Raw genomic sequence first — 14,827 nt, 5'->3', positions numbered from 1 at the left:
ACCTGACTTTTCATCGGATGTCTTTATGTACTCGACTCAGAACGAGCCTGCCTTTCACCTGGATCTACCCCGTCTACGCTGGCGTCACGCCTTTGGCCTGTTTCTCGGCCTGGCGCTGCCCGGCATGGTCCACGCTGCACCTGTTGACGGAGAACCGGCGACGGCGGCGCTGGACTTGTCGCCTCTGGTCATCACCGCCGTGCAACAGAGCTCACCGCTGACCATCGTCACCAACCCGAAAGAAGCGCGGCAGCCGGTACCGGCCAGCGACGGCACTGACTATCTGAAGACCATTCCGGGTTTTTCCGCGATCCGCAGCGGCGGCTCCAACGGCGATCCGGTGCTGCGTGGCATGTTCGGCTCGCGCTTGAACCTGCGCACCAATGGCGGACTGATGCTGGGTGCCTGCCCGGCGCGCATGGATGCGCCCAGCTCCTACATCGCTCCAGAAACTTTCGACAAACTGACTGTGATCAAAGGCCCGCAAAGTGTGCAATGGGGGCCGGGCGCTTCGGCCGGGACGGTGCTGTTCGAGCGCGGCCCCGAGCATTTCGGCGAGCTGGGCAGTCGCCTTGACGGCAGCGTGCTGGTGGGTTCCAACGGCCGCTTCGACAAGGTGCTCGATGGGGCGGTGGGCGGACCGCAAGGTTATCTGCGCATGGTGGGCAATCAGTCCCGTGCCGATGACTACAAGGATGGTGGTGGCAATACGGTGCCGTCGCGCTGGGACAAATGGAATACCGACATCGCGCTGGGCTGGACGCCGGATGCCGATACGTTGCTGGAATTCACGGCGGGCAAGGGCGATGGCGAGGCGCGCCTGGGCGGGCGGGGCATGGACAGCTCGCAACTGGCCCGGGAAAGCCTCGGGCTGCGCTTCGAGAAGCGTAACCTCGGCGGTGTGCTGGATAAGCTGGAAGCGCAGGTCTACTACAACTATGCCGACCACATCATGGACAATTTTCGGCTACGCACCCCCGATCCCAGCAGCATGATGAGTATGCCCATGGCTTCGCAGGTTGATCGACGCACCCTTGGCACGCGTCTGGCCGCCACCTGGAAATGGGCCGACGTGGAACTGGTGACCGGCGTCGACGCCATGCGCAGCGAACATCGCACGCGTAATTCCAGCTACAACATGATGACCGGGTTCTATACCGACGCGGACGCCGTGGCCTGGAATACCGATGCGGTGGAGCACGATTACGGCGGCTTTGCCGAAATGACCTGGTTCGCCGCCGAGCGTCGTCGGCTGGTCGGCGGCGCTCGCCTGGATCGGGCGTCGGCCAAGGATTACCGCGACACTCTGCGCAGCATGTCTACCCAAGCGACCAACCCCACGGCCGACGATACCCGGTCCGACACATTGCCCAGTGGTTTCGTCCGTTACGAATATGATCTTGCGGACTCGCCCATCACCTTGTATGCCGGCATCGGTCATGTGCAGCGTTTTCCTGATTACTGGGAGCTGTTTTCCCCCAATAGCGGGCCGAGCGGCACCCGCAACGCCTTCGACGGCATAAAGCCCGAGAAAACCACCCAGCTGGACTTCGGCGCACAGTACAACGGTGACGATTTGCGGGCCTGGGCGTCCGGCTATGTGGGGCAGGTGCGCGACTTCATTCTGTTCGACTACAGCACCAACATGATGGGTACCACGACGTCCCAGGCATCCAACGTGGACGCGCGGATCATGGGCGGCGAATTGGGCTTCGCCTATCGCCTGGATGCCAACTGGAAAACCGACGCGACACTGGCTTATGCCTGGGGCAAGAACAGTTCGGATGGACAGGCGCTGCCGCAAATGCCGCCACTGGAAGGCAAGCTCGGTTTGACCTATGAGCGTGAGCTGTGGAGTGCCGGTGCTTTATGGCGGCTGGTGGCGGAGCAAAACCGGGTCGCCGAAGGCAAGGGCAACGTGGTCGGCCAGGACTTTGGCAAGAGCGCCGGTTTTGGGGTGTTCTCGCTCAATGGCAGCTATAAGCTGAGCAAGCAGCTGAAAGTCAGCGCCGGCGTGGACAATCTGTTCGACGAGAACTACACCGAACATCTGAATCTGGCGGGCGACGCTGGCTTCGGATTTGCCGGCGACCGGGCGCTCAATGAGCCGGGGCGTACCTTGTGGACCAAGGTGGACTTCAGTTTCTAGGCAGCGATCATTGAAGTTTCGGCATCTTCAGTGACCGGCGACAAGCGGGAGGCGGGGTATCGGGTGTGTAATGCATCGTTTAGCGTTGATAATGCTCCGCTTGCCGCTCCTGCCAACCACCACGGAATCCACACGTGTGATGTTCGAGATCAAACCGCTGAACCCACAAACCTACCGCAGCCAGACCCGACGCAGCACGCTGATCATCGCCGTGACCTTCGCGGTGCTGGCGGTGGCGCTTTCCAGCCTCGCGGTGCACCTGTTCGGTGTGCCCGGTGGCGATAATTTCAGCCTGAACCTGAGCGGCGTCATCGTCGCGTTGCTGCTGATGATTGCCCTGGTTCGTTTCATCTTCTGGCCACAGCCCTGGATGGCGGCGGCGGTCTATGGCTGGCAACTCAAGCGCAACCTGATGCGCATTACCAACGTCATGCACCACATTAAGTCCGGCGTGGCGGCCGATGATCCGGCAGCGATCAAACTGCTGCGCTTCTACCATCTGGCGCTGGCGCAAATGCATGAGCTCGACGGCAATACCGGCGCCCACAGCGAACTGCTCAGGGACAGCGAACAACACAAGGAACGCATGACAGCCTTGAGCATCAACCCGGAGCAAACCCGGTTTGATCCGGCATGGATTGAGGCGGTCAAAGACCAGCGCTGATTGAAATGCGCTTCCACAGGCAGAACTGCGGCAATATCCTGGCGGGCGTCGGGCCGTTTGCGATTGAGCGCGGTCTGGTCGCCGTGCAGGACGCGCAGACCCGGGTCAGGATCTACATGGAGAATACTGGCCAGACTGCCACTGCGATCATTCAGACCCCTGACGGCGCGGTGAACTATGACGGCGACGTCAGGATCGACGGTGTTCCCGGCACCGCAGCGGCGGTGGTGGTGGAGTTCGACGATATTGCCGGTTCCAGTTGCGGCGCCTTGCTGCCCACCGGTAATCCCGTCGACCGCATCGACGGCGTGCAAGTGACTTGTATCGACGGTGCGCACCGCGCGGTTGATCTTCGATGGACAGGTGTGCGTTCGCGAGTCGGTTTTCTCGGCTATACCTAGTCGGTGACTTGCTAATTCCCCAAGCGCCTGACCGTTCACGGAGTGAAGCCATGCCCACACTTGCCCTTAAATTGAGTTCGTTATGGTTGGTGGCCATAACGGTTGCAGGATGTGCCAGTTCAGTGACCCAACCGGATGAGTATTCCGGGTTTCTCAAGGACTACAGCCAGCTCAAGCAGGAGAAATCACCCTCGGGTGCCGACGTGATGCGTTGGATTGATCCGCAGCTCAATCTCGCGAAATACACCAACGCCTACATCGAACCGAGCCAGTTTTATCCCAAGCCCCAAGCCACCGACAAAATCCCGCAAAGCACGCTGCAAGGAATCACCCGGTATTACGACCAGGCGTTGAAGCGGGAGCTGGGCAAATCGCTACCCATTGTAGCGTCGCCCGGTCCAGGCACGATTATCGTCAGGCCGGCAATTACTGCTGTCACCAGCAAGACTGAAGGCCTGAAACCCTACGAAGTGATTCCCATCGCCCTGGTGGCGGCAGCGGTCAGCACCGCATCGGGGATTCGTGACCAGGCAACCACCATCGCCACCGAAGCGGCGTTCCTCGATGCCGACACCAACAAGGTCATCGCCCAAGTGGTGCGCAAAGGCTCCGGCAGCCCATTGGAGAGTTCGGCACAGGTCATGAAGCCAGACGACGTCAAAGCGGTGCTCGATGGTTGGGCGTCGGACCTGCATCAGTCGTATTTGAAGTTGAAGGCGAAGTAGTATTTGGACCGCTGGACCGCTGGACCGCTGGACCGAGTGGTGCCAAACGCCTCACTGACTACCAAACATCGCCGTCCAGTAAATTCCGGCATCGCTTTTCGGGTCGGTTGCATAGGCGGCGCCCAGGTCGCGGTATTGCGGGTTCATCAGGTTGGCGCAGTGACCTGGGCTTGCCAACCAGCCATCCAGCACCTTGTGCACTGAATCCTGACCAGCGGCGATGTTCTCACCGATCTGTTGGCCGACGTAACCCGCCAGCTCGGCCCGATCGCCCGGAGTGCGGCCATCACGGTCGATGTGATCGAAGAAATTGTTGTTGGCCATGATTCGGCTATGGCTCTGAGCTGCGCTGCCCAAGGTTGCATTCCAGCTCAGCGGGGAGGCTGCGGCGAACTCCTGGCCGCCACACTGACGTGGCTGAGTGCGCGCACGGTTGATCATTTCCAGCAGCTTCTGGCCCTCTGCCTGCCAGTCGCCCAGACGCGCCGCCAGCAGTGGCCGCGCCAGGACGATGCGCCAGTCACGGCCCTCCCGGCTGACGCCAATATCGACAAACTGCGGGTCCAGCACCACCTGACAGAAGCTTTCCAGCACCACGCCCATGGCCGCCTTGGCATCGCGGGGGCCGGAAAGGCTGATTGCTTGCACGTTGACCATCGGATACGTCGCCCGCGCCAGCGCCCTTTGCAGGTCACCGACACTGTTGCCGGACAGCACCAGACGCGGATCGCTTACCAGAGGTGGCAACTCCAGGGAAACCTGGTCTGCGCAGCGTTGACCCTGGCTGCGGTAGGCATTGATCGTGTCGATCAACTGCGTTTCCTCGCTCGCCACGGCGGAAGTGGCGAGCAACAGCCCGAGCAAAAACGCTGTCAGACGCAGCGCGGATGAAATGAATGCCATGAACCTCTCCCTTGAGTCGAGTGCGCCTATCATGCGCAATTTTCTCGCATCAGGCACAAAGGGATTTCGCTCGGGCTAAATCGTTCCCCTGAAAAGCCCGCAAACACGAAAATTCAACCGGGTTACAGCAGCTTGGCGCGGGCTTCAGGCGTTCAACACTTTACGCTTAATCCGAGCAGAAACTCGCTGATCGCCTGTTGGATCAATCGCGGCACCACCAGATGCGCGTTATGCCCACCGTAAGGCAGCAGCTTGAGTTGTGAATGGCTGATCAGCGCGGCAATTTCCGCCGAGCAATGGCTGGGGGTGCTCATGTCATCCTGTAACCCCAGCACCAGCGTAGGCGCAGCAATCTGGCCAATGCTTGCCCGGCGGTCATGGGCGAGGCAGGCATCGATGCGCCGCAGCATCACGTCGGTACCGGGAAAGGCTGCGCAGGACGCGTTGAATCCAGCGCTCAGCGCGGCGTCATTGCGAGCGATCCAGTCCGGCGGGTAAATCCCGATCGGGCCGCTGCGCACGAAGGCTTCGACGCCCAGCCCGGTGAGCATTTCCCGGCGCATGTTCATGACCCGGCAGAAATAAGGCTCCGGCCCGCACCAACTGGCGTAGATCACCAGCCCGGCCACGCGCTCGGGGTGCTCGACTGCCAGCGCTTGCGCTACGGCACCGCCTAGCGAATGGCCGACGATATGCGCGCGGTTGATGTGCAGATGATCCATCAGCGCCAGCACATCGCCGGCCATTTGCTCGACGCTGTAAGGCCCGTCCCAGCCATCGCTGGCGCCAAGGCCGCGATGGTCATGGGTAATCGCGCGAAACTGCGTGGCCAGTGCTGGCACGATGCCGGTCCAGGGACGCGCCAGACCGTTTAGTCCCGAGATCAGCAGCAACGGCGTGCCGCTTCCAGCGTCTTCGTAATACAAACGGCCCCACGACAGTTCGGCGCTGGACATGCATTCACTCCTGACCAGCAAGGGTCTTTCAGTGCGTGGTGATGGTATTCGCGGCCGTATTGTCGGTCAGCTTGTATTTAACCAGCATTGCCGCGTAGCTGCCGTCTGCGACCGCGTCCTGCAATGCCGCGGACACCGCGTCGCGCAATTCATGTGACTGTTTTGGGAAACCGGCAACAATAAACAGCGAGCTTAGCGGCTTGCCGATGGTGACGTAGGTGCCTTTCTCCAGGGCCATGGTGGCGGGAACCGATTCGCTGCTCTGCACGGCAACATCGACCCGCGCCTGTTTCAGGTCCAGGCGGGCCATGGCAGTACCGTCGGTGGAGTGGACTTCAATGGCCGGTTTGCCCTTGGCAACGCAGTGGGTCTCGCTCCACTTTTTCATCGCTGCGTCGAACGCATTACGCCGATTGGCGCCGACTTTGAGGCCGCAAATGTCCTCGGCAGTGGCGATGGGCGCGTGGCTCGCCAAGGCATAAGGCTGCATGCCGGACGTCAGATAAGGCAGATAATCCAGGCGGTCCGCCGCCTCAGGCGCATCCAGCAAGCTAAAGGCCATGTCGACGCGGCCGGTCATCAGCGAATTGATTGCCGACTCGTAGGACACGTCCTCCCATTGGATCGCTACGCCCAGACGCTTGCCAACGTAGTTCGCCAGGTCAACATCGATGCCGACCAGTTCGCCGGTTTCCGGAACTTTGGATGCCATGGGCGGAAACCCCGCAAACAACGCGATTTTCAGCGTTTTGCTGGCCTGGAGACTCGCGGGTAAATTGATCTTTGGATCAATGGTTACTTCTGCTGCCACTGCGTTGGACAGCGCCAGCGCAACCGCTGCACTCATTACCAGTTTTTGAAATCGTCGAGATGACATTGACTACCTCATGCACGCAAATAAGGATTGGCCGGATGAGACGGCGCAATAGGCGATTCGGGTGGTACAAGGCGGTATTCAAAATAGTGCAGCGGTGCTGGCAGTTCTAGGACTGTTTGTGTTTAACGCAAGGTGTAAACGGCAGTGGCGACAAGGCTTAATAAAGCGCCTTAGTTGTATAAAAGTATCCGCGGGCGGGCAATTCACCATTGTTTATATTGAATATTTGGCAAGGCAATAAAGCAGCAGGAACCGGGTTGTGGGAGTCAACTTGTTGGCAAGCTTGCTCCCCTATAAGTTCGTTCCCTAAGCCAGATACCTGCTGAACCAGGCCAGGGTTCTGTCCCATGCCAGTCTGGCGGCGGCATCATCGTAGCGGGGCGTGGAATCATTGTGGAATCCATGATTGGCGCCTGGGTAAATATAAGCTTCATAGGTTTTTCCAGCGGCCTTCAATGCCTTTTCATAGGCCGGCCAGCCTTCGTTGATGCGGGTATCCAGTTCACCGTAGTGCAGCAGCAACGGGGCTTTGATCCTGGCTACGTCTTCAGCTTTCGGCTGGCGTCCGTAGAAGGGCACTGCCGCCGCCAGTTCCGGGTAGGCCACCGCAGCGGCGTTGGCGACGCCGCCGCCGTAACAGAAGCCGGTGATGCCGACTTTTCCCGTGGTTGATTTGTTGGCCATCAGCCATTCAATGGCGGCGAAGAAATCATTCATGAGTTTTTCCGGATCAACCTTTTCCTGCAGTTCGCGGCCTTTGTCGTCGTTGCCGGGATAGCCTCCGACCGAGGACAGGCCATCCGGCGCCAGGGCGATAAACCCGGCTTTTGCCACGCGCCGTGCAACGTCTTCGATGTAGGGGTTGAGGCCGCGATTCTCATGCACGACGACCACGCCCGGCACTTTGCCGCTGGCTTTGGCCGGGCGCACCAGATACGCACGAACCTGGCCGTGGCCCTTGGGTGACGGGTAGGCAATGTACTCGGCGACGATCTCGGGATCGGTGAATTCCACCTGTTGCGCCAGCGCGTAATTGGGGCTCAGGGCGCTGAGCATGGCGCCAGCGGTCAGCCCGGCCAAGGTGAACGCCGCCGCACGGTCGAGAAACTCCCGACGGTTGATCTTGCCATGGGCGTAGAAATCGTAAAGTTCGAGCAGTTCCGGGGAAAAATCTTTTGCGGTGAGACGTTCCATCTACTGCTCTCCTTGGGCTGGGATTGCCTTATTAAAGCAACGTTTGCGGTAACGGCCAATAAAGTCAGACGGGTATGATGGGCGCATTCAGCCTTCCCGGAGCCACAATCGCGCATGTCCATCGTCACCCGCTATGAAACGCCGCCGCCAGAAGCCATCAACAGTCAGATCATGCAGATGGTGGTCGATTATGTGACCGATATCAGCATGGTCGCCATCGCGCCGAGCAATCCGCTGTACAACCTCTATCAATACGGCATTGGCTACGAAGTGCATCTGTACTTGCAGGCCATGGACGGTTCCCGGGGCATACCGGTTGAACTGATCGTCGCCACGGACGAGCAGAACCCGGAAACCGTGATCGGGTTTGTGCTGTATTTGCCGGTGCAGGACGACCCTCAAGCCTGTGCAGTGGCTTACATGGCGGTGCAGGCCAGCCGCCGTCGTCAGGGCGTTGCCCGGGCGATGTTGCAGACGGTAATCAGCCGATATCCCCATGCTGAACTCGCATGCTTCATTGCCAAAGTGCCGTATTTCGAGGCGCTGGGCTTTCAGGTAGTGGGCGCGCGCGGTCCGCAGGTATTGATGAACACCCGCGACCATGGCACCGACGGCCTGCTGGCGGTGCTGGATGTCGCGCCGATCTACAACTCGCTGGAAGTTCGGCAGATTCACACCTACTTGCTGCAACAACATGGCAAGCGGGCCATGGTCGATGCCGAGAAACAGCGTGACCGGCATCTGGACCAGATGACCCGACAGGCGCGGGCATTTGTCCAGGGGCGTCTTGGTGATGCGGCTGTGCAGAACCCGCTGCCGGGGCCGCGACTGGTCTAGAGGCCAGCCCGCAATGGCGTCTGGTCAGGCAATTTCTCGTCGAAAATTGTCCACCTATACTCAACGCAGCGTGGCTAAAACCCATCCGGGCGGGTAGGGCTCACACGCATTCAACCTTGCAGGAGATCGCAATTTTGAATCTGCGCTCCGTAAGCACTGCCTTGATCGTTGGCCTGGTGGTGCTGCTGACGGGCTGCGCAACCGCACCGCGTGCCCCGCCAGCGCCGCCGATTGTGATTTCGCAGAACACCTGGCGGCAGGTCGACGTCGAGATCATTGCCGCATCGCAGGATGCGGCCGGGCAGGCCGGTGTTTATGCCCGTGGTTCCATGGACCATTGGCGGTTGCGGGTGTACGAGCAGACCGAAGAGACGTTCATCCCGTGGTTCAGCAGCTACTGGACCCAGGAATGGCTGGCGATGAAAGTCGGTTGGTACAGCATGAGCGCGGGGGACGATCAGGACGCCTCGGCGAATCGATTGGCGGTCTATCTGCAGGAACAATATCGCGGTCGTGTCCTCGCGCCGGTCGCGGTGGAGATTGATCCGGACGCGATCATGCAGCAATCGACGCAATTCTATGTGCAGCTGCTGGGCCAGCACTTTCAACGCATCGCTCAGCGCCATGGCGTGCCGGCGGAGCAAATGAACCAGCATCTGAATGGCGTGCTGGCGATCACCCTCGGTCCTCCGCCGCCGCGCAATGCCTCGCTGTATCAGCTGGTTCGTTCCGAGCCACTGACGGTGCTTCCCGCCTGGCTGGCATTGCAGGACAAGATCCACACGGCCAGGGTCCAGTCATCCCAGGCGGCCATGGCCTCGGTCGCCAAACGCACCAGTGAAAAACTCCAGGCCCAGTTTGCCAGCCGGGGCGTAGCGAGCGCTGCGGCAGCGGCGGCCGGCCGGGTAGCCGGCTTGCTGATTTCCGTGGGCGTGGCGGGATTTCGCGCAATGGCTCACGAAAGCGACCGAGCGGAAATGGAAGCCCAACTGCGGCACAACCTGGGTACCGCTTTCGACGGTGCATGGCTGGGCATCATGAAGAACCGGGAAACCGGCGTCATGGCGGCGGTCTATTACTTGTCCGGAGAGATCGAAACAAATCTGGCAGCGCGTCCTGCGCTGTCAGCTACGGTTTATTCACCACCCAAACAGCACGAGCGTCAGCAGCCATCCAACCTGAGACCGTGATGATGCGAAAAATCTGGAAGCGTTATGTGCACCAGCTGGACCTGGACCTCAATACCAAGATCTTTGATAACGTCAAGAATCTGCTGGTCTGCGCCTTGTTGTTTGCGGCAGGGACTAACGTCCTGCGTTCTCGGCATGAAGTGTTCATGGGGCTGGCGGGGGCAACTATTTCCGGGTGGGTGTTGATCGGGATTTCCGCGCTGCTGATGCTGCTTAACATCAGCGACGGCCTGAACCGACTTGCGAGGCTTCCCCATCATCGGGCGGTGCAAGTGATTTTTTGCGTGGTGTACCTGATCCTGGCATTTCGCATCGTGGAGATTGTCTGGGATTTTCGGGCTGAGTGAGGCTTTCCACTCTATCCCGGAAAGCGCCGGCGCAGTCATCAGACAATCGTTGCAGGAGGGTGTGTGTATGAGAGAAGGCATAAGCTAGCTTGAGAATGAGTCGCATTATACGCGCGGATCGCTTCATGCCCACGCTCCGCAGCAACAAACCGTGGCGCAACAAAACCCGCGCCATCATTCGTTCAATTGATAGTGACCATCATCTATTGCGAGTTCTGTTTTTTTGGCAAAGGAGGAGGATAGCGTCATACCCAACCTGCTTCCGCCGGAAGCTTTTGAAGGAATGCGCGCGATGAGAATTTCAACCCTGCTGGCTCTTGTCGCCGTATTGACCGGTGGCGTTGCTGTCGCTGCACCTACCTACGCTGCCGACGCGCAGTCCTGCCATTTGCTGCCGGTGGCCGCCAGCTCGGCGAGCTTGCAGCATTCCCAGTCGGTGGGCGTGCTCTACAGCGAAAACACAGTCAGCAACCTGGCTTATCTTGAGCAATATCACTCAGTCGCTGTGAAAGGTCAGAAGAGCGGCGTGCTGGATCCGCGGATCAGCTCGGCGTTCATTGACAGTTCAGATCCGCAACTGGCAATCGGCTGGCTCAAAGAGTCGCTGGATACGCAATTTGCCACGGTCACCGTCTACAAGGATCTCGATTCACTGGTGCAGGCCAGGCCCGATGTGGTAGTGATGCTCGACACCTATAACCAACTGGTCACTCAGCGCAATACCCAGGTCGAAGCGCGCTATGTCGCCAGGTTCTACGATGCGAATCTGCAATACATCGGCAAGGCTGAAGGTTATGGCGCCAAGCAAATGTCCTCGGTGTGGGTTCACGACAAGGCCGCTGCGGAGATTGCCGCGCAAGTGGACCAGCAACGCGAGCTGCAAGTGAACGCACTGAAACAGTTCGACGCATCATTGAAGGCGCTGGTGACCTCCGGCCAGGTGGCGAGTAATTGACAGGGCAGAGCATCGACTCCCTTGACGATGTGCCGGGTCAACCCGCCAGTCATGTGTACCGGCCCAGCCGACAGGCCTGATCAGCGGGAAAACCGCTTCGCCCCTGCCACGCAGAAGATCACCGCTACGCAAACCCCAAGCATGCCGATGCTGACCTGTTCCTGCAGCAGCGTGGCCGCCAGGGTCAGGCCGAAGAACGGCTGGAGCAGTTGCAACTGGCCGACTGCGGCGATCCCGCCCTGGGCCAGTCCGCGATACCAGAACACGAAACCGATCAGCATGCTGAACACCGAGACGTAACCCAGGCTGAGCCACGCCGGCAGATCAATGCCGGAAAATGACGGCGGGCTCAAGGCCCACGCCAGCGGCGCCATGACCGGCAGCGCCAGCACCAAGGCCCAGCAGATCACTTGCCAACCGCCCAATGTCTTTGAAAGCCTGGCGCCTTCGGCATAGCCCAGTCCGCAGGCGAGGATGGACAGCAACATCAGAATGTCGCCGGCTGGCGCGACGCTGAGGCCTTGCGACACGGCAAATCCCACCACCAGCGCGCTGCCCAATACTGAAAACAGCCAGAACACCGGACGCGGGCGTTCGCCGCCGCGCAACACGCCGAACACCGCCGTGGCCAGCGGCAACAGGCCGACGAAAACTATGGAGTGCGCTGACGTTACATATTGCAGCGCCAACGCCGTCAGCAATGGAAACCCGACCACCACGCCCATTGCCACTATTGCCAGGGGCACGAGCTGATGGGTGGCCGGTCGCCGCTGGCGCAGCAGCATCAACATGCCAAGCGCCAATACCCCGGCAATGCTTGCCCGGGCCACGGTCAGGAACACCGGGTCCAATTGCATGACCGCCAAGCGCGTCGCAGGCAGCGAACCACTGAAAATGACGACGCCAATCAGGCCGTTGAGCCATCCGCTGGCAAGCTTGGTGTCGGCATGGATTGCCGGGTTTGAGGTCTGTTGCATAGCGCTTCACTCACTGTGGTCGGGGTAATGCCGGTTGCGTCTGGCTATCGTATGGCTGAAGATCATGACAATCAAAAAATCGTCATGGATACATCTTCATATGGCCCGTGCTCGCTACAAGACCCTGGTGGATGCATTCGCTGCCGACATTCGTTCGGGCGCGTTGCCGCCCGGTACCCGCTTGCCCACTCACCGGGAACTGGCCGTCCGCGAAGGGCTGGCGCTGGTGACCGCGTCCAGGGTCTATGCCGAGCTGGAGACCATGGGCCTGATCAGCGGCGAAACCGGGAGGGGCACCTTTGTCCGGGAAACGACGTTGCCGCCGGGGCGCGGCATTGATCAGCAGGAAGTGGCGGCTGGCATGCTGGATCTCAGTTTCAATTACCCGTCACTGCCCGGTCAGGTTGAGCTGTTGCGCGGTGCGCTGCGCCAGTTGGCGGTGGCGGGGGATCTGCAAGCACTGCTGCGTTATCAACCCCACGCCGGCCGTCTGCACGAGCGCGCGTGTCTGGCGCGTTATCTGGCCTGTCGTGGCCTGGCGGTTGCCGCTGAACAGCTGCTGATTGTCAGCGGCGCTCAACACGGCTTGGCAATCGCCGTCATGGCGCTGTTCAAGCCGGGGGATGTGATTGCCGTCGACGCGCTCACTTACCCGGGATTCAAGGTAGTTGCGGACGCGCATCGTCTGGAGCTGGTGTCGATCCCGATCACCGACCGGGAACCTGATCTGGATGCCCTTGAAACCTTGTGCGCCAGGCGACGGGTCAAAGCGGTCTACAGCATGCCGACGCTGCATAACCCCATGGGCTGGGTGTTGGATCTGGCCTGGCGTGAACGACTGGTCGGTATTGCCCGACAGCACAACCTGTTGCTGATCGAGGATGCCGCCTATGCCTTTCTCGCCGAGAACCCGCCGACGCCCTTGGCGACACTGGCACCCGAGTTGACGGTGTACGTCTCCGGTTTCTCGAAAAACATCGCCACGGGGTTGCGCGTCGGCTTCGTCGTCACGCCGCTGGATTGGGTGCCACTGTTCGAACGCGCGATAAGAGCGACGACCTGGAACACCCCCGGCGTCATGACGGCAATGGTCTGTGGCTGGATCGAGGATGGCACCGTCGCCCGCCTCGAAGCCGAGAAGCGCGAGGATGCCTCGACCCGGCAGGCGATTGCCAGAAAGGTGCTGGCCGGTCTGCGCTGCATCGGTCACCCCAATTCCTATTTTCTCTGGCTGCCGCTGCCGGAAGAGGTCCGCGCCGATCAGGTCACCGTGGCTCTGTTGCGGGCGAATGTTGCGGTTTCGACGGCTGAGTCTTTTGTCGCGTCTGGCCCGGTGCCCCACGGGATTCGGCTGGCATTGGGTTCCGTCGACTTGCCGACGCTTGAGGTAGCGCTCAAGGAAGTGCGGCGGGTGATTGAGCAGTACGCCTGGTGAGTGGCCCGCAAGAGCCACTCGCAAAACGCCTGAAAAAGATCAGATGGCGCTGCTGTAGCGGCGACTGGTCACCCAGCAGATCGCCAAGGCAATGATCGCCACCAGGCAGCCGATAAAACCTACCCAGGCCGCGCCGAAATGATGGACCACGATGCTGCCCAACAACGCACCGCCGCCGATGCCGATGTTGTAGATCGCCGAGTGCAGCGCGGTGGCAACGTCGGTTGCGTCCGGCGCCATGCGAATCACCTGGGACTGCATCTGCACGCCGAAGCACAGCATCGCCAGGCCCCACACGGCGAAGACGGCAACCAGCGCGTAAACGCTCAACGATGCCCAGAACATCAGCCCCAGACACAGGCACAGACAACCAATCGCGATGTGAGTCAGGGTCGCCGGGAAGCGCGTATGCAAGACGCTGAAGAAAATCGAGCCGAGCAATCCAGCCAGACCGAACAACAGCAGCAGCCAGGTGGTGGTCGATTGACTGAAGCCGCCCACCGACTGCACGAACGACTCGATGTAGGTGTAGGCGGTAAAGTTGGCGGTCACCACCAGCGCGGTGATGACATACAGCGACACCAGCGCCGGACGCTTGAAGAGCACAGGCAGGCTGGTCAGGCTGCCGCTGTTCTGGCTCGGCAGCAGCGGCAACTTCTTGGCCAGCAAAAACCAGATCAGGCAGGCCACCAGCGCGATGGCGACAAAGGTCGCGCGCCAGCCCATGCCTTCACCCAGCAGACGGCCAATGGGGATGCCCAGCACCATCGCCAGGGACGAGCCCATGGCCAGGATGCTCAGCGCGCGGCCATGATTGGCGGCTGGCGCCAGGCGCACGGCGAGCGATGCGGTAATCGACCAGAACACCGAGTGCGCCAGGGCAATACAGATACGGCTGATCACTACGATGGTGAAACTGGGCGCAAGGCTGAGGATGAGATGGCTGGCGATCAGCGTGCCGATGGCCACTTTGAGCAACAGACGCCGCTCGACGTTACGGGTCAGCAACATCATCGGCAGCGACATCAGAGACACGGTCCAGGCATAGACCGTCAACATGGGGCCCACTTGCGCCGGGGTCATGTCAAAGCTGCTGGCGATGGCGCTCAACAAGCCCACCGGAGCGAACTCGGTGGTGATGAAGATGAACGCAGCGACGGCCAGCGTGCAGACACTGATCCAGCTGGTGGGTTGCGTGTCGGCAGTTGTAGTCATGA

At 60.5% G+C, this 14,827-nt stretch carries 14 protein-coding genes and 1 pseudogene; 9 read left to right on the top strand and 6 right to left on the bottom strand.

What is annotated here, in order from left to right:
- The first annotated feature begins 25 nt into the window (after positions 1-25).
- The 4 genes and pseudogenes from AABC73_RS17395 (at position 26) to AABC73_RS17380 (ending at position 3,939) form a co-directional block, all read left to right on the top strand.
- On the top strand, positions 26-2,149 hold the full coding sequence (locus tag AABC73_RS17395) for a TonB-dependent copper receptor (RefSeq protein WP_341520244.1): 2,124 nt from the start codon (positions 26-28) through the stop codon (positions 2,147-2,149).
- Positions 2,150-2,288: 139 nt separating this feature from the next.
- Entirely contained in the window at positions 2,289-2,813 is a 525-nt protein-coding gene (locus tag AABC73_RS17390; RefSeq protein WP_341520243.1) for a DUF3087 domain-containing protein, read from the top strand.
- A gap of 14 nt (positions 2,814-2,827) precedes the next feature.
- A pseudogene (locus tag AABC73_RS17385) lies at positions 2,828-3,142 on the top strand (PrpF domain-containing protein); the annotation flags it as partial.
- 122 nt (positions 3,143-3,264) lie between these two features.
- A complete protein-coding gene (locus AABC73_RS17380; protein ID WP_331152314.1) occupies positions 3,265-3,939 on the top strand; it encodes a DUF3313 domain-containing protein in 675 nt (224 codons plus the stop codon).
- A gap of 51 nt (positions 3,940-3,990) precedes the next feature.
- Here the strand turns inward: AABC73_RS17380 and AABC73_RS17375 are convergent, their stop codons facing one another.
- The 4 genes from AABC73_RS17375 to yghX form a co-directional block, all read right to left on the bottom strand.
- Positions 3,991-4,842: a CAP domain-containing protein gene (locus AABC73_RS17375; RefSeq protein ID WP_341520242.1), complete on the bottom strand. Its 852-nt coding sequence runs from the start codon at positions 4,840-4,842 to the stop codon at positions 3,991-3,993.
- Positions 4,843-4,994: 152 nt separating this feature from the next.
- Positions 4,995-5,798: an alpha/beta fold hydrolase gene (locus AABC73_RS17370; protein WP_341520241.1), complete on the bottom strand. Its 804-nt coding sequence runs from the start codon at positions 5,796-5,798 to the stop codon at positions 4,995-4,997.
- A 28-nt stretch (positions 5,799-5,826) separates the two neighbouring features.
- Positions 5,827-6,675, bottom strand: a complete 849-nt coding sequence (locus AABC73_RS17365) for a transporter substrate-binding domain-containing protein (RefSeq protein WP_341520240.1) — start codon at positions 6,673-6,675, stop codon at positions 5,827-5,829.
- Between the two features lie 306 nt (positions 6,676-6,981).
- Positions 6,982-7,869, bottom strand: a complete 888-nt coding sequence (gene yghX / locus AABC73_RS17360; RefSeq protein ID WP_341520239.1) for a YghX family hydrolase — start codon at positions 7,867-7,869, stop codon at positions 6,982-6,984.
- 114 nt (positions 7,870-7,983) lie between these two features.
- On the opposite strand from yghX, the gene AABC73_RS17355 reads away from it, so the two are divergent.
- The 4 genes from AABC73_RS17355 (at position 7,984) to AABC73_RS17340 (ending at position 11,198) form a co-directional block, all read left to right on the top strand.
- Positions 7,984-8,706 carry a GNAT family N-acetyltransferase gene (locus tag AABC73_RS17355; RefSeq protein ID WP_341520238.1) on the top strand — a complete coding sequence of 241 codons (723 nt, stop codon included), beginning with the start codon at positions 7,984-7,986 and terminating at the stop codon, positions 8,704-8,706.
- Positions 8,707-8,840: 134 nt separating this feature from the next.
- Positions 8,841-9,896 (top strand): hypothetical protein, encoded by a 1,056-nt coding sequence (locus AABC73_RS17350; RefSeq protein ID WP_341520237.1) that lies wholly within the window; start codon positions 8,841-8,843, stop codon positions 9,894-9,896.
- 2 nt (positions 9,897-9,898) lie between these two features.
- Positions 9,899-10,243, top strand: a complete 345-nt coding sequence (locus AABC73_RS17345) for a hypothetical protein (RefSeq protein ID WP_331152700.1) — start codon at positions 9,899-9,901, stop codon at positions 10,241-10,243.
- 292 nt (positions 10,244-10,535) lie between these two features.
- Entirely contained in the window at positions 10,536-11,198 is a 663-nt protein-coding gene (locus tag AABC73_RS17340; RefSeq protein WP_341520236.1) for an ATPase, read from the top strand.
- Between the two features lie 80 nt (positions 11,199-11,278).
- Here the strand turns inward: AABC73_RS17340 and AABC73_RS17335 are convergent, their stop codons facing one another.
- Positions 11,279-12,175, bottom strand: a complete 897-nt coding sequence (locus tag AABC73_RS17335; RefSeq protein ID WP_341520235.1) for a DMT family transporter — start codon at positions 12,173-12,175, stop codon at positions 11,279-11,281.
- Positions 12,176-12,275: 100 nt separating this feature from the next.
- Between AABC73_RS17335 and AABC73_RS17330 the strand changes: the two genes are divergently transcribed.
- Positions 12,276-13,610, top strand: coding sequence for a PLP-dependent aminotransferase family protein (locus AABC73_RS17330; RefSeq protein WP_341520234.1), 1,335 nt, complete (start codon positions 12,276-12,278; stop codon positions 13,608-13,610).
- A gap of 39 nt (positions 13,611-13,649) precedes the next feature.
- On the opposite strand, the gene AABC73_RS17325 is transcribed toward AABC73_RS17330, so the two are convergent.
- On the bottom strand, positions 13,650-14,825 hold the full coding sequence (locus AABC73_RS17325; protein ID WP_341520233.1) for a sugar transporter: 1,176 nt from the start codon (positions 14,823-14,825) through the stop codon (positions 13,650-13,652).
- Positions 14,826-14,827 lie beyond the last annotated feature (2 nt).

The sequence above is a fragment of the Pseudomonas sp. G.S.17 genome, from assembly GCF_038096165.1.
Classification (GTDB): domain Bacteria; phylum Pseudomonadota; class Gammaproteobacteria; order Pseudomonadales; family Pseudomonadaceae; genus Aquipseudomonas.
The sequence above is the reverse complement of the archived record's forward strand: the minus strand, read 5'-3'. Positions and strand labels throughout refer to the sequence as shown.